Genomic DNA, 16,257 nt, shown 5'->3' on the forward strand with positions numbered 1-16,257 from the left:
GCTTCCACGCGCGGTGGATGGCAGGCGAACCGGGCGCCCGCGATGCGCGGCCCTGCCGAGGCGCTCCCGGCGTCGCGGGGCGCCCCCCTCCCCCGCGCCAATGCGCCGCCCGTGGGCCGGGGCGGTTGCGGCATTTTTCGGGGTGAAGACCGGGCGCGCCTCTGCTAGGGAGTCGTTCAAGGTTGAACCATTTCTGGCGAGGGAGGGCCGGGGCATGGCAGCACGGCGCACCACCACCAAGAAGGCGGACGCGAAGCCGAGCGCCTCGAAGGAGGAGTTGCTTCACTACTACCGCGAGATGCTGATGATCCGCCGCTTCGAGGAAAAGGCGGGCCAGCTCTACGGGATGGGGCTGATCGGCGGCTTCTGCCACCTCTACATCGGGCAGGAGGCGGTCGTCGTCGGGCTCGAGGCCGCCGCCGAGGAGGGCGACAAGCGTATTACCACCTACCGCGACCACGGCCACATGCTGGCCTGCGGGATGGACCCCAAGGGCGTCATGGCCGAGCTCACCGGCCGCGAGGGCGGCTATTCCAAGGGCAAGGGCGGCTCGATGCACATGTTCTCGAAGGAGAAGGACTTCTACGGCGGGCATGGTATCGTCGGTGCCAACGTGCCGATCGGGGCCGGCCTCGCGTTTTCGCAGAAGTATCTCGGCACCGACCGCGTCACCTTCACCTATTTCGGCGATGGCGCGGCCAACCAGGGCCAGGTGGCCGAGACCTACAACATGGCGCAGCTCTGGTCGCTGCCCTGCATCTTCGTGATCGAGAACAACCAGTACGCGATGGGCACGAGCGTGAAGCGCGCCACCACCTCGCCCGACTTCTGGGAACGGGGAGCGGCCTACGGCATCCCCGGCGAGGCCGTCGACGGGATGGACGTGCTGGCGGTGAAGGCCGCCGGCGAGAAGGCCGTCAGGCACGCCCGCGCCGGGAAGGGGCCCTACATCCTCGAGATCATGACCTACCGCTACCGCGGCCACTCCATGTCGGACCCGGCCAAGTATCGCACCCGAGACGAAGTGCAGAAGATCCGCGAGGAGCGTGACGCGATCGAACACGTCCGCAAGCTGCTGATCGACGCCGGCCACGCCACCGAGGACGAGCTGAAAGCCGTCGACAAGGAGGTGAAGGAGATCATCAACGAGGCGGCCGAGTTCGCAAAGGAGAGCCCCGAGCCCGACCCGTCGGAACTGTGGACCGACATCTACGCCACCGAGACGCCGCAGGGGGTTGCGATCTGATGACCGGGGGATGCGTGGATAAGCGGCTGGAACTGAGGGACACGACCGATGGCAACTGAAGTGCTCATGCCCGCGCTGTCGCCGACCATGGAGGAAGGCACGCTGGCCAGGTGGCTGGTCAAGGAGGGCGACACTGTCAGCTCGGGCGACATCCTCGCCGAGATCGAGACCGACAAGGCGACGATGGAGTTCGAGGCGGTCGACGAGGGCGTCGTCGGCAAGATCCTGATCCCCGAGGGCACCGAGGCAGTGAAGGTCAACACGCCGATCGCGCTGCTGGTGGACGAGGGCGAGAGCGCCGAGGATGTCGAGATCGAGCGTGGCACCGCGCCGGTGCCGAAGGACAAGGCACAGAACTCTGAGGATCAGGCGGCGGCGGGGATGCAGCACCCTGCCCCGGTCCAGCCGAAACCCGCAGAGGCCACCGAGCCGGAGGTGCCCGAAGGCACCGAGTTCCGCACCCAGACGGTGCGCGAGGCCCTGCGCGACGCCATCGCCGAAGAGATGCGGCGCGACGAGACCGTCTTCATCATGGGCGAGGAGGTGGCCGAGTATCAGGGTGCCTACAAGATCACGCAGGGCATCCTCGACGAGTTCGGCGCGCGCCGGGTGATCGACACGCCGATCACCGAGCACGGCTTTGCCGGCCTCGGCGTCGGCGCGGCCTTCGGCGGGCTCAGGCCCATCGTCGAGTTCATGACGTTCAACTTCGCCATGCAGGCGATCGACCAGATCGTGAACTCGGCCGCCAAGACGCTCTACATGTCGGGCGGGCAGATGGGCTGCCCGATGGTCTTCCGCGGGCCCAACGGCGCGGCGGCCCGCGTCGCCGCCCAGCACAGCCAGGATTACGCGGCCTGGTATGCCTCGATCCCCGGGCTGAAGGTGGCGATGCCCTACACCGCGGCCGACTACAAGGGCCTGTTCAAGTCGGCGGTGCGCGACCCCAACCCGGTGATATTCCTCGAGAACGAGATCCTTTACGGCCGCTCCTTCGAGGTGCCGGTGCTGGAGGATTTCACCGTGCCTTTCGGCAAGGCGCGCATTCACCGCGAGGGGTCCGACCTGACGATCGTGAGCTGGGGCATCGGGATGAGCCATGCCACGCAGGCGGCCGAGGAGCTGGCCAAGGACGGGATCGAGGCCGAGATCGTCGACCTGCGCACCCTGCGCCCCATCGACTACGACACCGTGATCGCGAGCGTGCAGAAAACCAACCGCTGCATCACCGTCGAGGAAGGGTTTCCGGTCGCCTCGATGTCGAACCACATGGCGTCCTACATCATGACGCACGCCTTCGACTGGCTCGACGCGCCGGTGCTGACCTGCACGGGCAAGGATGTGCCGATGCCCTACGCCGCCAACCTCGAGAAGCTGGCGCTGGTGACGGTGGAGGAGATCGTCGAGGCGGCCAAGTCGGTCTGTTACCGATAGTCTCGGCCATGCTGATCTGCGATCCGCACCGCTTTGCCTTTGTCCACATCCCAAAATGTGCGGGAACCACCGTCCGCGCCCGGATCCGTCGCTTCGACAGTTGCGACGGCTTCTTCGAGCGTCCAAAGGAGCACCCGGGGCTCGGACGCGTCGATTTCGCGCACATCCCGCTGCGGATGCTGGCCAGGGCCTTTCCTGAGGTGCTGCAGAAACTGCGCGACTACAACAGCTTCGCCGTCATCCGCGATCCTCTGGACCGCTTCGGCTCGTCGCTCCGCCAGACTCTCCACTTCTACGAGCATGTCTACCCCACTGAGATGTCGCGAACCGAACTGCATGACGCCGTGCGGCGCATGATCGATCGGCTGGAAGGCGCGCCCGACTGGGCCCGTCACGATCTGGCCTTCTTCCAGCGGCAGGTGGATTTCGTTGATCTCGACGGCGAGCGGATCGTCGATCGGCTCTTCCCAATGACCCGCGTGGGCCAGATGCTCGAGGACATCGGACACCTCGCCGGGGTGCCGCTCGAGGGAGAGGAGAAGCGCAACCGCGATCTCTCCTTCCGGTCGCGGGCGCTCGTCCGCCCTGCCTATGCGATCAACGCCTTCTTGTGGCGCCATGCGCCGGCGGGGCTGCACGCCTCACTGAAGCGCTTCGCCCTGCCGCTCATCACCCACCGCGACAGCGCCACGAAGCGCCTCGGCATCACCGACCTCGCCGAGGTGCACGACTTCGTCAACCGCTACTACTCCGAGGACGCTGCGCTCCACGCGTCGCTCGTCGCCTGGTCGGCCCAGCCGACCGCAAGCCCAAGGGAACAGCCACGTGCCGACTGAAATCCTCATGCCCGCGCTCTCTCCCACCATGGAAGAGGGGACCCTCGCCAAGTGGCTGGTCAAGGAGGGCGACACCGTCTCGTCCGGCGATCTGCTGGCCGAGATCGAGACCGACAAGGCGACGATGGAGTTCGAGGCCGTCGACGAGGGTACGATCGGCAAGCTGCTCGTGGCCGAGGGCACCGAGGGGGTGAAGGTCAACAGCCCCATCGCGGTGCTGCTTGGCGAGGGCGAGAGCGCCGACGAGATCGCCGCGAGTTCCGACGCCCCGAAGGAGGCCCCCGCCTCGTCGCAGACGGCACCGGCCGAGCCCTCGGGCCAGACGGAACCCGTGCAGGGCTATGGCCGCGGCTCTGGCCCAGCGCCCGCGCCGACCGCAGAGGTCGCGCCCGCGCCCGCTGCGGCCCGCGCATCAGATGGCAGTCGCATCTTCGCCTCGCCTCTCGCCCGTCGCATCGCCGCCGAGCGGGGCCTCGATCTTACGGAGATCAAGGGGTCCGGCCCGAAGGGCCGGATCGTGAAGGCGGATGTCGAGGGTGCCCAGGCCCCGCGGGCGACGTCGGCGGCCGCACCGGTCGCCAGTCGTGACGCAGGCGTGGCGCCCATCGCCGCACCAGCGCCAGCAGCTGCCGGCCCGACCGCCGAAGCCGTGGCGCAGATGTACCAGGGCCGCCCCTACGAAGAGGTCAAGCTCGACGGCATGCGCAAGACGATCGCCGCACGCCTGGCCGAGGCCAAGCAGACGATCCCGCATTTCTACCTGCGCCGCGAGATCCGTCTGGATTCGCTGCTCGGCTTCCGGTCGGAGCTGAACGGCAAGCTCGAGTCGCGGGGCGTGAAGCTGTCGGTGAACGACTTCATCATCAAGGCCTGCGCAATGGCGCTACAGCAGGTGCCCGCGGCCAACGCCGTCTGGGCCGGCGACCGGCTGCTGCGCCTGCAGCCCTCCGACGTGGCGGTCGCCGTGGCGATCGAGGGCGGCCTCTTCACGCCGGTCCTGAAGGATGCCGACACCAAGTCGCTCTCCGCGCTCTCCTCCGAGATGAAGGATCTCGCGGCGCGCGCCCGCGAGCGCAAGCTCGCTCCGCACGAATACCAGGGCGGCACCTTCGCGGTGTCGAACCTCGGCATGTTCGGCATCGACAACTTCGACGCGGTCATCAACCCGCCGCACGGCGCGATCCTCGCGGTGGGCGCCGGGGTGAAGAAACCGGTTGTCGGAGAGGACGGGGAGTTGACGATCGCGACCGTGATGTCGGTCACGCTGTCGGTGGATCACCGTGTGATCGACGGGGCCCTGGGGGCCGAGCTTCTGCAGGCCATCGTCGACAATCTGGAGAACCCGATCGCCATGCTGGCCTGAAACGTGTCGCTGGCGCGGGAGAACGGCCTTGCAAGGCCGTTCCGACGCGCTTTCGAAAGCGCGTGGACAAGGCGCTTGCAAGCGCCTTGCAGTCGGAGCCTAGTCGCTGCCCGCGGGAAACAGGTGATCCATCGAAAGCGACGGCGTGGGACAGCCGCTCTCCCCCACCACGCGTGCGGGGATGCCGGCGACCGTCTTGCGCGGCTCCACGTCCTGCAGCACGACGGAGCCTGCCGCGATGCGCGAACACTGCCCGACCTGGATGTTGCCGAGCACCTTGGCCCCCGCCCCGATCAGTACGCCATCGCCGATCTTGGGGTGCCGGTCGCCGTCTTCCTTGCCGGTGCCGCCGAGCGTCACCGAATGCAGCATCGAGACATTGTCGCCAACGCGAGCGGTCTCGCCGATCACGATGGAATGGGCGTGGTCGATCATGATGCCACGCCCCATGACCGCGGCGGGATGGATGTCGACGCCGAACACCTCCGAAACGCGGGCCTGGAGAAATTGCGCCATGTCGCGCCGCCCCTCCGCCCAGAGCCAGTGGGCGACGCGGTGCGCCTGCAGCGCCTGGAACCCCTTGAAGTAGAGCAATGGCTCGAGGAAGCGCTCGCAGGCTGGGTCTCGCTCCTGCGTCGCCACGAGGTCGGCGCGGGCGGCCTGGCCGATCGCGGGATCTGCCGTGATCGCCTCGTCGGCGATCTCGCGCAGGATCTGCTCCGACATCTCGCCCGAGACGAGCTTGACGGAGATCCGGTACGAGAGCGCTCGCTCGAGCGTATCGTGGTGCAGAACGGAGAGCTGCATCATGCCACCGAGGAGGGGTTCATCCTCGATGGCGGCCTGCGCCTCGTCCCGGATGCGACTCCACGCCGGATCGATTGCAGTCAGTTCCGCCCGGCGTTCTCTCGGCGTCGGCATCGCGCATCTCCTCTCCCGCCTTGACACCTATCGAAGTTAGGTCTGCGTTGTCAGCCGGCAAAGGGGAAGCGAGGCAACATGACGCCTGAACGGCAGGCCGCGTTCCGGATGCAACTCGAGCAAATGCTCGCCGAGCTGGAAAGAGCGGAGGAGATGGGGAAGGACGGGCAGAAGCCGGTCGAGCTCGATCAGCAGTCGGTCGGCCGGCTCGCCCGGATGGACGCGCTGCAGAACCAGGCGATGGCGCAGGCTGGCGGGCGCCGGCGCGCCGCAGCGGCTCGCCGGATCGCCGCCGCCCTAGCGCGCGTCGACGACGGGTCGTTCGGCGAGTGCAGCGACTGCGGCGAGGACATTCCCGAAAAGCGACTCGAGATAGACCCTACCACGCCCCTCTGCGTGTCATGCGCATCCGGCTAGCGCCCCGCGCACCGCACCCGGTGACGGATCAGCGCCTCGAGCGTCAACACCCAGCACCGGCAATACTCGTCGTCGCCGAAGCCCGGATCGGCCGCCTTCGGCATCCCGCTCGCAGCGGCCATGAGACTGCCGGTTCCCCAACGCGGATGCGCGCGGCCCACGGTCTGCCGGTGCGCGTCCGCCGCCTCGGCCGCCGCGATCAGGCGGGCGAGGCGAAGCGGACGGGCCGAGGGCGGCAGAGCGAGCAGGACGCGGGCGACCGCCGCGATGTCGCCCGGAAGCGGACGGCGCATCTCACGCTCCCGGCAGGTCGAAGGCGAGATAATGGAGCGCAAGGCGGATCTGCCCGCCGGCAAGATCCCCGCCCTCTCCCGTCACGACAAGCGGCGTCGGCGCATAATAGGCCTGCGGCTGCCCCAGCAGCCCGTCTGCATAGCTCCCGGCCGCGCGGCCGAGCCCCGAGCCGAAGCGGTTCGTCGCACCCGCCTCGCCCAGCCTCCACGTCGTGGCCGTGCCGGTGACCTCGCTCACCACCCGCGCCGAGGCGGCAAAGAGCGTCACCTGCGCAGGGATGGCGAGGGCCGTCAGGTTGTCGCCCCCCGGCACCACGTCGTGCAGCGCCTCCACCGTGATGAAGCGCGCCGCCGCGCCCGAAGGTGTGCGCGACACACCCTCCGGCACCCAGCCTCCGCCCACGCGGAGCAGCGCCTGCCCCCCGCCCGCATCCCACGCGCGCCAGCCGGGAAGCGGGTCAAGGAACGACCAGCCGCCATTGTCGGCTACGGCCACCCTGCCCTGCTGTCCGGACCACGCCCCCGTGGCAGCCGGCCCCACGCCATAGCAGGCGCCGTCAGGCGCGGATGCCGGCGGGTCGGCGCGCGCGGCCTCCTCGAGCACCAGTTGCGCCGCAGCGTCGAGCCGCAGGAGCGCCTCGTTGACCGTCACATGCTTCTGCGCCTGGCCGGGCATCACCAGCGGCAGGCCGAGATTCGGCGTCTCATCCATCGAGTTCGATCCTTCTGTAGGGGCCGGCACCGTAAGCCTGGCTGACCTGCGCCACCGCGAGCGCCGTGGCGCCCGTATCCGCCGCGCGTGCTGCGGCACTCCACGTCCAAGCCGGAGCTGTCACATCGACCTCGCGCAGGATCGCGTCTGCCGGGCCGAGCACCCGGACGCGGTAGCGCTCCGCTTCCTCGCCCAGCGGCACGTCCTCTCCGACCCAACTGTCGCCGTCGATCCGCGTCCGGCGGACCCAAGTGAGGTCGAGCCCGTCATTCCCGCGGTCCGCGACCCGCAGATGCACCGGCGCGTAAGGCCTCAGCCCCACGCCCTGAAAGGCGGCGACGAGGTGCAAAATCGCGGGGTCGTCGAGCGGCAGCCCCGCCGGCCCGATCCGGAAGTGCCGCTCTAGCCCGCGGGCCGAAGCCGCCAGGCCGACCTGCACGAGCGTCGGATCGATGACGACGACGTGCGAGCCCGCCGGCCACTCCGGTGCCATGTCGGCCTCAGTTCCGAGCTGGCCGCGCAATCGCAGCGAGAGCGCCCATGTGTCGTCGCCAACAAGGTCCGCGTGCGCCGCCTGGAACAGCTCCCACCCCGACGGCTTGCCGGAACCGATGGCGAAGAGGTTTGCACCGGACAGAAGGGGCGCAACATCGACCGAGGCGAGCACGCCTCCGGTCGCCATCCGCACCCGCACCGGCGCGCCCCTGTCCCACCGGCCCGATCGCGCAGCGGGCATCGCATCGAGCGTCCGCCCCAGCGTGGCCGAGGTGCGCACCAGCCGGTCAAGCTCGTAGCCCGCGTCCGACGCCGCGCTCAGCACTGCAACAGGGCCGGGCCACGGCTCGGCCGCGACGGCGAGATGCGGCGCGTGCGGCACCTCCGCACCGGTCATCAACGGCAGGTCGAGGAACAAGGGTGCCACCGGCACCGGCGCCACGAAGGGCCGAGCGGGCGCGGGGGCCTCCTCGGCCGGCGCCGTCTCGTAAGAGCCCGGCTCGACCCGCATGGCCTCGACGAGCTGGCCCTCGCCCATCTCCACGCGGTCGATCCGCCAGTTCGCACCCTCGAGAGTCACGACGTCGCCCGCGCCGAGACCGAGCGCCGAGGGCGGCAGCGCAAAGCGCGCCGCGTCTCGTGCCACCCGCCCCTCGGCCAGCCAGCGCTCGGCCATGCCCTGCGCCTCTGCCTCGCCCAGTACCAGCGGCACCTCGCTTGCTGCAGGCGTCTTGGCTTCCTCGCCCGGAAACGCCGCCTCGGTCGCCGCCGTCTCGAAATCGCCCCCTGCGCGCACGAAGGCCAGCCGCACTCGCCCCGGGCTCTCTGCTACCGGCGCGCGCGACATCTCGAGATCGCCGTCGATCTCGGGGCGCACGGCCAGAACGCCCGTCGAGAGCGCCGTCGTGCTCCGCCCCGTTCGCATCGCATAGCGCAGGTTGCCCTCGCGCTCGGCCGCGTTGACACCATAGGCAAGCAGAAGCGGCTGCAGCGCACCCCGAGCGCCCCCGCCCATGTCCGCCTCGTAGCCGCGCACGAGACCGTGGACGTGGGCGACGTCGACCCCCGTCAAGCCCGAGCGGTGGCAAATGTCATAGATGACGGCGGCCAGCGACTCGTGCGAGGTCCGCCCGTTCAGCCAGTGTCCGCGGGCATAATTCTCGCCGTCCGACCACAGGTCGAGCCGGTTGGGAAACTGGGGAAAGGGCCGCGTGTCCCACGCCCAGACATGCGCGCGCGCCATGTCGAGCATCGGCCCGCCATAGACCGGGCTGACCGGGTTGTTCGAAGGGTCCTCCCAGTAGGAGATCACGGCACGGAGGTACTGCTGTTGGATAAGCTCGTCCCGCTGACCCGTCGAGTACCAGGGCAGCCGCGATTCCGACGACTTGGGGTCGATGAACTTGTTGGGCTGGTTCGTCGCCTTGTCGACCGCTGCGCAGCCGAACTCGGTAAACCAGATCGGCTTCGACATCGGCACCCATTCGGTCGGCTCGGCCTGCCGCACGCCGCCCCGCCGCTCGTGATGGGCATTCTGCCACCAACTGCGCAGATCCTTGTAGCGGTAGATCCAGGGCTCTCCATGGGCACCGTCCTCGATCGGCAGCCGGTTCTGTGCATCGCGCGCCGCCTTGTCGGGGTAGTACCAGTCGAACCCCTCTCCGCCTGCGACGCCGCGCCTGAGATAGGCGATGTCGTAGATGGCCGACGTGCCGTCCTGCGCGTCCAGATGCTCCAGCCCTTCACGCCAGTCGGAGAGCGGCATGTAGTTGTCGATGCCGACAAAATCGACCGCGGGGTCGCCCCAGAGCGGATCGAGGTGGAAATAGACGTCGCCCGACCCGTCGGCCGGCTGGTAGCCGAAATACTCAGACCAGTCGGCGGCGTAGCCGATCCTGCAGTCGGGTCCGAGGATGTCGCGCACCTCCTGCGCCAGCGTCCGCATCGCGGCCACGGCGGGAAAGCTGTCGCTCGATCCGCGAATCTGCGTGAGCGCGCGCATTTCCGAGCCGATGCAAAAGGCGTCGACGCCGCCCGCCGCCTTGCAGATATGGGCATAGTGCAGGATGAACCGCCGGTAACCCCAGTCCTCCGGCCCCGTATAGGCCACGGCCGGCCGCGGAGGCGGCGGCGAGGCGGACGTCATGAGGCTCATCGTGTCTTGCCCCTCGCCCTCGTTGCTCTCGGGCACGGGCGGCGCGACCTCGACCTCCTCGAAATCGTTCGGCTGCGCAGTTCCGAAGAAGTCCGCCACCTCCGCCTCGGCCGTCGCCGTCCGGTCCGGCGTCCCCGGCACGCCCGGGGCAAGCGACGTCGTGATCCGCCCGCGCCACGGCAGGTTCGGCTGACCGATCTCGCCGCTCCACGGATCGGGCAACGTGTTGCCCGCCATCTGGTCCATCAGGATGAACGGGTAGAAGATCACGTGCTTGCCGGCTGCCCGCATCTCCGCGATGGCGGCGATCACCGATTGGTCCGTGGGCGTGCCGCCATAGATTGGCCGGCCATCGACGAGCGGCACGACCTGTGCGTCCTCGCGCGCCACGCCGCTCACGAACCACGGCAGGTTGTCGGCATCGATCTCGGTCTGCTCGACCTTGGGGCGCAGCCTGCACTCTCCGCAGCGCAGGTCGTCGCCGAACCAGCAGACGACCATCGTTACCGATTCTGCGAGCGGCAACTCCTCCTCGAGCTGGCGCATCGCCACACGGAAATCGGCCTCCAGCCCAGGCGCATTGTGGTTGAGCGCCTCCGTCCTGCCCGGCTCGGGCGTGCGCGTGACCCGACCGGGCTCGAGCACGTATTCGCCCGAGCCGGGCACCAGCGCCACCCCGCGGATCATGCTGGACAGGCTCCGCATGTCTTCCGGCACCACCTGCTCGTCGGTCGGGCGGACCACCTCGAACGACAGCTGCGGCACCCGGTTGCCGAACGGCCCGAGCTCCAGCCCCTCGATCACCACATAGGCCGTGCCGCGATGGGCGGGCGCATTGCCTGCCCCTTCCACTGCTTCGATCAGCGGATCGGGAAGCTGATCCTCGTCACCGGGGTAAACCCGCATGTCGAGCTCGTCGCGCCCGATCTCGATCCCGTCGGCCCAGACACGGCCCACCCGCAGGATCGGGCCCTCGCCCAGCGCGACAGCGAGACTGACAGAGTAGGAATAGGTCTTGGTCGTGGCGCCACCGCCGCCCTTGCCACCGACGTCCTCCTTGCGAACCCGCTCCTTGAACCGTGTCGACCAGATCACCTGCCCGCCCACGCGCGTGCGGGCATACGTGCGGGCCATCGCCGTGCCCTCGCTCGCTCCCGTCACCCGATAGCGCGACAGCTTGCCGATCTCGACGACGTCGCTGCCCGCCCCCATCAGCCGCTGGTCGATGACCCGGCCGACCGTCGCACCAATGGCTCGCCCGATCACGACCGAGGAAAGGCCAAGCACAGAGCCGCCCACAGCCCCGCCGATCGCGGCGCCAGCCGCCGAAAGAAGGATCGTCGCCATGCCTCAGCCTCGCGTGTCCGTGTCAGTATCGGGAAAGACGAACCGCGCCACGACGCGCCGCGCCCAGGGGGCGGAGAGCGCGCTCTCAACAACCCCGCGCCCGCTCATGGCGTGGATGAAGGTCGGGCCGGCAGCCCCCTCCGCCGCGATGCCGAGGTGCTTGGCCACCCCGCGCGCCCGCATGCGGAACAACAGCAGGTCGCCCGCCGCGCCCGGCTCGTCCGCTCTCCGCATTCGCAGATGGCGCCGTGCCGCCTCCCACAGCACCTCGCGGCCCTGCGGCTCACCCCAGTCCGGGCTGTAGGGCGGGATGGCTTGCGGCTCGCATCCGTAGAGCGCGCGCCAGACGCCCCGCACGAGTCCGAGGCAATCGCACCCTGCGCCGCGTCGCGAGGCCTGGTGCCGGTAGGGAGTGCCCAGCCAGCATCGCGCGGCGGCGACCACCCGGGCCCCGCTCATGTCAGGTCCCGCGTTCGGGGCCGGTAGCTGCCGCCATCGTTCAGCCCCGAACGCTGAGGATAGGTCGTCACCCAGTCGTCGCCGGGGATGTAGGGAAAGCCGCGAAAGTTCACGACATTGCCAAACTTGCTGCGGCACGTCTCCAGTGCCTTGTCGCAGCCGGCCTCTACGCGCACCATATCGCCCACGGAGACCGGCGCGCGCAAATCCTGCCAGAGTTCGAGCGTCCGGTCGGAGGCTCCGAGCCAATCGTCGCGCACCTGACCGACGAGACCCGCCGCCGCTCCTGTCAGGACGCGCAGCCGCCCGCGGGCGAACCATCCGTCCGCGAAGCCCTGCAGCGAAGTGAAACGGAACTTGCGGCTGCCATCGACATCCTCGACGGCCACCTCGGCCGAAAAGGCGGGATCGCCGAGGTCGACGCCGCAGCCCCTGTCGCCCAGAACCGCGCCACAAATCCGCTGATAGACATTCCCGCGGGGCTGATTCAGCTCTTCGGTGAGCCCGCGCAGGTCCGCGCGAAAGGCGCCGGTGCCCCATGTCACCTCGCCCAGCGTGCCGCGAAAGAGCACCATACGCCGCGCGACGTCGGTCCAGTCGACCAGCCAGCAGGTCACAGCGGCCCCGTCGTATCGTCCCGCCGCGATGTCGTCCTCCGCGATCGCCGAAGAAGACAGCGCACCCGCAGCTTCCACGTTGTCGATCGCGAGACCCGTTGTCTGCGTCAACGCACCTGCGCTCATGCCGGTCTCGGCACGGAACTCCCAGCCGTCGAACGCCAGATCCCGGTCGTGGTCGGTGAAACCCAGCCGCGCACCGTCTTTCCGCTCAAGGGCCCAGGCACGGCAGGTCAGCGTCGCGCCGGTGCCCAGCTCGGCCAGCAGTGCCTCGCGCCCCCCGCTCATGTCCGGATCTCCACGACAGGCACGGTCGGCACCTCGCCGGCGACAAAGCCGGCATACGAGATATCGAGCCGATCCGTGTCGAACCGAACCGGAACGTCGAACTCGAAACCGGCGGTCACCCCCGTTCCCGGGCCCGGCGGCACGACGAAGGCCACGACACCCGTCGCGGCATCCAGCGTCCAGTCGATGCCCTCTACCTGGTCCACCCCGTCGATCGCCACGCGCACGGTGCCCGAAACGGGCTTGGCGATCCGGCGCGTCCAGCTTTCCGGTCCCGAGACATAGGTCTTGAGCAGCTCGAAGGACTGTCGCATCCCGTCGCCCGCGCCGATCCACTGATCCGTCGCGGCAACCTCGGCAGACGGCGCGCAGGATCGCCAGTCGCCCCAGTCCTTCCAGCGAAAGCCGTGCAGCGGCCCCCGCCGCGCCTCGAAGAAGGCGATGAGCGCGTCGATGTCATCCATCGAGCGCATGCCAAGGCCGGCATCGAAGCGCCGCCGCGAGGCCTCCCACGGCGTGTTACGCTCCTCGAAGCCGTTGCTCAGCGTGACGATCTCGGTTCGCCGCTCCGGTCCGCCGCTCGAACCGAAGCTCAGCGATGCCGGGAACCGTACCTCGTGAAAGGCCATGCTGCCCCCCTCACCTGTTCCGCTGGCCGCGGGCGAGCGCGCGGCCCACCTGCGCGGCGATCTGCCCGCTCGAGCGACGGAAGCCCTCGACGTCGGGCGTGCTCACGTTCATCACCACCTGCACGGGCCGCGCACCGCCGCCGGCCTGCACGCCGAGCCGCCCGTCGGGCCCCCGCTCGAGCGGCAGGATTGCCTCGGGCCCCGCCTCGCCCATCAGCCCGGTGCCCCCCCGCATCGGGAAGGTGGTCGGACCAGAGACGACACCGCCGCGTGCGAAGGCGCGCACGCGTGCCCCGCCCCCCGGTATCGCACGACCTCCGGCGAAAACGCCGCCATCGGCGAAGCCCACGGCACCGATCTGCGCCAGCCCCTGCCCGACCAGCCCGCCGAGCTGCTTCGTGATCGGGCGCAGCGCCGCCGAATAGGTCGCGTTCGCGATCGACACAGAGACCGTGCGCAGCGCGTCCGCAGCCGACTTGCCGTCGAAAACGAGCCCGTCGAAGGCCCGCCTGAGACCGCGGCTGATCGAGTTCGACAGCGTGCTCGCACTCGCCTGGGCCCGGCTCATGCTCCACGTCATCCGCGCGAGTTCGGCGTCGAAGCGCTCGACCATTGCGCCCGCGCCACCCAGCCGATCCTCCAACCGCTCGAGTTCCGTCTCGAGCGCGTCGCCGCGCTCTGCCTCATCGGCCATGTCGTCCTCCTGTCTCGTCGGGATAGCGGGCCGCGAGCGCGTCGAGATGCGCCCGCGCCATCGGCGCCGTGCCCCCGTCGCGCCTCGCCAGAATCAAGAGCTCCGCGGGCGTCAAGGCCCAGAAGGCGGCCGGGGCCAGCCGCAGCTCGCCCAGCCCCAGCCGCATAAGCCCCGGCCAGTCCATGCCGTCACTGCTCCGGCAGGGCGAAGGCGCGCACCAGCAGCTCCGCCGCCACCGCGCCCGCCGAGAGCGGCCCCCCCTCGATGTCGGACGAGATCAGCTGTGCCGCCGTCACGTCCCAGCCGCCGCCGCGCAGTCCCGCCACGAGCACCGCCTGCACGTCGCGTGCGCTGTGGCGGCCCTGCTCGAAACGGTCGATCACCTCGACGAGGCTCCCGCAGGCGAGCTCCGCCTCGAGCTCGGCCAGCGCTCCCAGCGTCAGCTTCGCCACCCGCCGCTCGCCGTCGACGACGACCGCAACTTCCCCTGCCCAAGGATTGGCCATGGTTCAGGCCGCGGTGAAGCTGATCGCGCCGGCCGAGGCCATGCTCACCTCGTAGGTGGCCTCGCCGTCGTAATCGCCGGCATACTCGATGGCAGCGATCTGGAACGGCCCCTCGATCGTCCCGAAGTCCGGCACGATCACCTGGAAGACCGGCGCCTGCTGCCCGAAGAAGACCTCCCGCGCACGCGTGTCGCTTGCCGCGTCCTTGAACACACCCGACCCCGAGAGCGAGGCGCTCCGCACGCCCGCGCCGACGAGCAGTTCGCGCCATCCGCCCGGGCTGTCGAGCGTGGTCACGTCGACCGTCTGCGCGTTGAGGCTGAGCCGTGTCGCGCGCAGGCCTGCCAGGGTCTCGAAGGCGCCGCCGCCCGAGGCCTCGATCTTGATCAACAGATCCTTGCCGGATTGAGCTCCCATGGCCCACCTCCTTCCTGTTCGTGTTTCGGGAAACGTGCGCCCGAGGCTCAGTCCTCGGCCACCAGCGCGGCGAAGCGCATGTCGATGCGTCGCCGCGCTGCCCGCCCCACCCGGCGGGCCGCCGCCCGCACGAAGTCCATCCGCACCACCCGGCCGCGCGAGAGGGCCGGGCGTGCATCCACCAGCACGTCCGAGATCGCTGCCGCGATCTCCTTGGCGCGGTGGAAGCCGCCCGTGTCGGCCACCACGCTCACGGTGAAGTCGTGACGCGCCGCGTGGCCGGTGAAGTCGCCCCGGTCGCGGGCATCTTCCGGCCCGAGCATGACGTAGAGATCGGGCACTGCGCCCACAGGCGCGGCATCGTAGATCCGCCCACCCGCAAGCGCTTGCACAACCGGGTCCGCCACCAGAGTCTGGTAGATTGCCGCCTGAAGCGCGGCCGCCGCTCCATAGCTCATGGGCTGACCTCCTCCTCCCGCGCCGCGCACACCAGAAAGTTCGCCCCCTGATCGGCCTCGGTCACCGCCTCGATCCGCCACATGCGCGTTCCCTCGCGGAAACGCTGGTCAGCCTGCGGGCGGCCGGGCCTGCCAGCAGCCATCGCGCGCACCACGATATCGACAGGGATGACCGCCTTCGGCAGCGCATCGCTCGCCAGCGCCCGGCCCCGCCGCGGTTTCACCTCGGCCCAGTGGACGCCGAGAGCCTCCCAGGTCTCGACATGGCCGCCCGCGCCATCCGGCTGGCGCCGCCGCGCCTCAAGCACGAGGCGGCGGTTCAGCACGGGCTGCAGCGCGCTCATCGCGCCACCCCCCGGCCGAGCCGTACCACGCGCCACGACGAGATCAGCCGCGACACGCCGTAGGGAATGCGCTCGGCTCCGATCCGCGCCTCGTGGCGATACTCGTAGTAGTAGGCCGCAAGCATCAGCACCGCGTGGGCGAGATCCTGCGGCACCAGGCCCCAGTCGGCGCCGAACCCTGCGGTGAAGGCCAGGCGCGCCCGCCCGCCGAAGGGGATCGTCGGCAGGCAGCCCGCCGCGCCCCTGAGTTCCGGCACATGCGTGTCCTCGACCAGCCTGTAGCGTGCCGGGTCGACCGTCTCCGGCGCCCCGTCAGCCGCCACCAGAACGACCGAACCGACCGCGCTCACGGGCGCCACCGGAAAGGTCTGCGCCTCCGGGCCCGTCCAGTCCTGCACCTCCAGCGCGAAGTCCCGCGCCAGCAGCGCCTTGCCGGTCCACGCCTCGACGGCCGCGATGGCCGCGCGCAGATACGTCTCGAGGAGCGCATCCTCGAACCCGTCATCGGCAAATCCCGTGCCCAGTCGCAGATGGTCACGGAACTGCAATACCGGCAGCACCTGCGTGGGCACCGCCGTCACTTCGGTCAGCATCATCCCATCTCTCCGCTCGCATCGTCGTCGGGC

At 69.7% G+C, this 16,257-nt stretch carries 19 protein-coding genes; 5 read left to right on the top strand and 14 right to left on the bottom strand.

Annotated features, from left to right (window positions below):
* Positions 1-214: 214 nt before the first annotated feature.
* The 4 genes from pdhA to DLJ49_RS03925 are packed head-to-tail and all read left to right on the top strand — an operon-like array spanning position 215 to position 4,879.
* Complete coding sequence (pdhA, locus tag DLJ49_RS03910) at positions 215-1,246, top strand: pyruvate dehydrogenase (acetyl-transferring) E1 component subunit alpha (protein WP_115392208.1); 1,032 nt, start codon at positions 215-217, stop codon at positions 1,244-1,246.
* Between the two features lie 48 nt (positions 1,247-1,294).
* Positions 1,295-2,680: a pyruvate dehydrogenase complex E1 component subunit beta gene (locus tag DLJ49_RS03915; RefSeq protein WP_115392209.1), complete on the top strand. Its 1,386-nt coding sequence runs from the start codon at positions 1,295-1,297 to the stop codon at positions 2,678-2,680.
* Between the two features lie 8 nt (positions 2,681-2,688).
* On the top strand, positions 2,689-3,516 hold the full coding sequence (locus DLJ49_RS03920) for a sulfotransferase family 2 domain-containing protein (protein WP_115392210.1): 828 nt from the start codon (positions 2,689-2,691) through the stop codon (positions 3,514-3,516).
* Positions 3,506-4,879: a pyruvate dehydrogenase complex dihydrolipoamide acetyltransferase gene (locus tag DLJ49_RS03925; RefSeq protein WP_115392211.1), complete on the top strand. Its 1,374-nt coding sequence runs from the start codon at positions 3,506-3,508 to the stop codon at positions 4,877-4,879. Before DLJ49_RS03920 ends, DLJ49_RS03925 begins: the two co-directional genes overlap by 11 nt.
* A gap of 99 nt (positions 4,880-4,978) precedes the next feature.
* Here the strand turns inward: DLJ49_RS03925 and cysE are convergent, their stop codons facing one another.
* Positions 4,979-5,800: a serine O-acetyltransferase gene (cysE, locus tag DLJ49_RS03930; protein ID WP_115392212.1), complete on the bottom strand. Its 822-nt coding sequence runs from the start codon at positions 5,798-5,800 to the stop codon at positions 4,979-4,981.
* Positions 5,801-5,878: 78 nt separating this feature from the next.
* Between cysE and DLJ49_RS03935 the strand changes: the two genes are divergently transcribed.
* On the top strand, positions 5,879-6,217 hold the full coding sequence (locus DLJ49_RS03935) for a TraR/DksA family transcriptional regulator (protein ID WP_115392213.1): 339 nt from the start codon (positions 5,879-5,881) through the stop codon (positions 6,215-6,217).
* Here the strand turns inward: DLJ49_RS03935 and DLJ49_RS03940 are convergent.
* Genes DLJ49_RS03940 through DLJ49_RS04000 form a run of 13 tightly spaced genes read right to left on the bottom strand, consistent with a single transcriptional unit; the run spans position 6,214 to position 16,227 of the window.
* A complete protein-coding gene (locus DLJ49_RS03940; protein WP_115392214.1) occupies positions 6,214-6,510 on the bottom strand; it encodes a DUF7742 family protein in 297 nt (98 codons plus the stop codon). The two genes, DLJ49_RS03935 and DLJ49_RS03940, sit on opposite strands and share 4 nt — an antisense overlap.
* 1 nt (position 6,511) lies before the next feature.
* Complete coding sequence (locus DLJ49_RS03945) at positions 6,512-7,222, bottom strand: DUF2793 domain-containing protein (protein ID WP_115392215.1); 711 nt, start codon at positions 7,220-7,222, stop codon at positions 6,512-6,514.
* Positions 7,215-11,219: a baseplate multidomain protein megatron gene (locus DLJ49_RS03950; RefSeq protein ID WP_115392216.1), complete on the bottom strand. Its 4,005-nt coding sequence runs from the start codon at positions 11,217-11,219 to the stop codon at positions 7,215-7,217. The genes DLJ49_RS03945 and DLJ49_RS03950 overlap by 8 nt, the downstream gene beginning before the upstream one ends.
* Positions 11,220-11,222: 3 nt before the next feature.
* Positions 11,223-11,678 carry an NlpC/P60 family protein gene (locus tag DLJ49_RS03955; protein ID WP_115392217.1) on the bottom strand — a complete coding sequence of 152 codons (456 nt, stop codon included), beginning with the start codon at positions 11,676-11,678 and terminating at the stop codon, positions 11,223-11,225.
* Positions 11,675-12,583, bottom strand: coding sequence for a DUF2163 domain-containing protein (locus tag DLJ49_RS03960; RefSeq protein ID WP_115392218.1), 909 nt, complete (start codon positions 12,581-12,583; stop codon positions 11,675-11,677). Before DLJ49_RS03960 ends, DLJ49_RS03955 begins: the two co-directional genes overlap by 4 nt.
* Complete coding sequence (locus DLJ49_RS03965) at positions 12,580-13,212, bottom strand: DUF2460 domain-containing protein (RefSeq protein ID WP_115392219.1); 633 nt, start codon at positions 13,210-13,212, stop codon at positions 12,580-12,582. Before DLJ49_RS03965 ends, DLJ49_RS03960 begins: the two co-directional genes overlap by 4 nt.
* Before the next feature lie 10 nt (positions 13,213-13,222).
* A complete protein-coding gene (locus tag DLJ49_RS03970) occupies positions 13,223-13,906 on the bottom strand; it encodes a phage tail tape measure protein (RefSeq protein WP_115392220.1) in 684 nt (227 codons plus the stop codon).
* The gene (locus tag DLJ49_RS03975; protein WP_115392221.1) at positions 13,896-14,090 is read right to left on the bottom strand and encodes a rcc01693 family protein; all 195 of its coding nucleotides are present in this window, start codon (positions 14,088-14,090) and stop codon (positions 13,896-13,898) included. Before DLJ49_RS03975 ends, DLJ49_RS03970 begins: the two co-directional genes overlap by 11 nt.
* Positions 14,091-14,094: 4 nt before the next feature.
* Positions 14,095-14,412, bottom strand: a complete 318-nt coding sequence (locus DLJ49_RS03980) for a gene transfer agent family protein (RefSeq protein WP_115392222.1) — start codon at positions 14,410-14,412, stop codon at positions 14,095-14,097.
* Between the two features lie 3 nt (positions 14,413-14,415).
* Positions 14,416-14,829, bottom strand: a complete 414-nt coding sequence (locus DLJ49_RS03985; RefSeq protein WP_115392223.1) for a phage major tail protein, TP901-1 family — start codon at positions 14,827-14,829, stop codon at positions 14,416-14,418.
* Between the two features lie 47 nt (positions 14,830-14,876).
* Complete coding sequence (locus DLJ49_RS03990) at positions 14,877-15,287, bottom strand: DUF3168 domain-containing protein (RefSeq protein ID WP_115392224.1); 411 nt, start codon at positions 15,285-15,287, stop codon at positions 14,877-14,879.
* Positions 15,284-15,631, bottom strand: a complete 348-nt coding sequence (locus tag DLJ49_RS03995) for a head-tail adaptor protein (protein WP_115392225.1) — start codon at positions 15,629-15,631, stop codon at positions 15,284-15,286. The genes DLJ49_RS03990 and DLJ49_RS03995 overlap by 4 nt, the downstream gene beginning before the upstream one ends.
* Complete coding sequence (locus tag DLJ49_RS04000) at positions 15,628-16,227, bottom strand: head-tail connector protein (protein ID WP_115392226.1); 600 nt, start codon at positions 16,225-16,227, stop codon at positions 15,628-15,630. Before DLJ49_RS04000 ends, DLJ49_RS03995 begins: the two co-directional genes overlap by 4 nt.
* Between the last annotated feature and the right edge of the window lie 30 nt (positions 16,228-16,257).

The organism is Rhodovulum sp. 12E13, from assembly GCF_003340565.1.
GTDB lineage: Bacteria > Pseudomonadota > Alphaproteobacteria > Rhodobacterales > Rhodobacteraceae > HLUCCA09.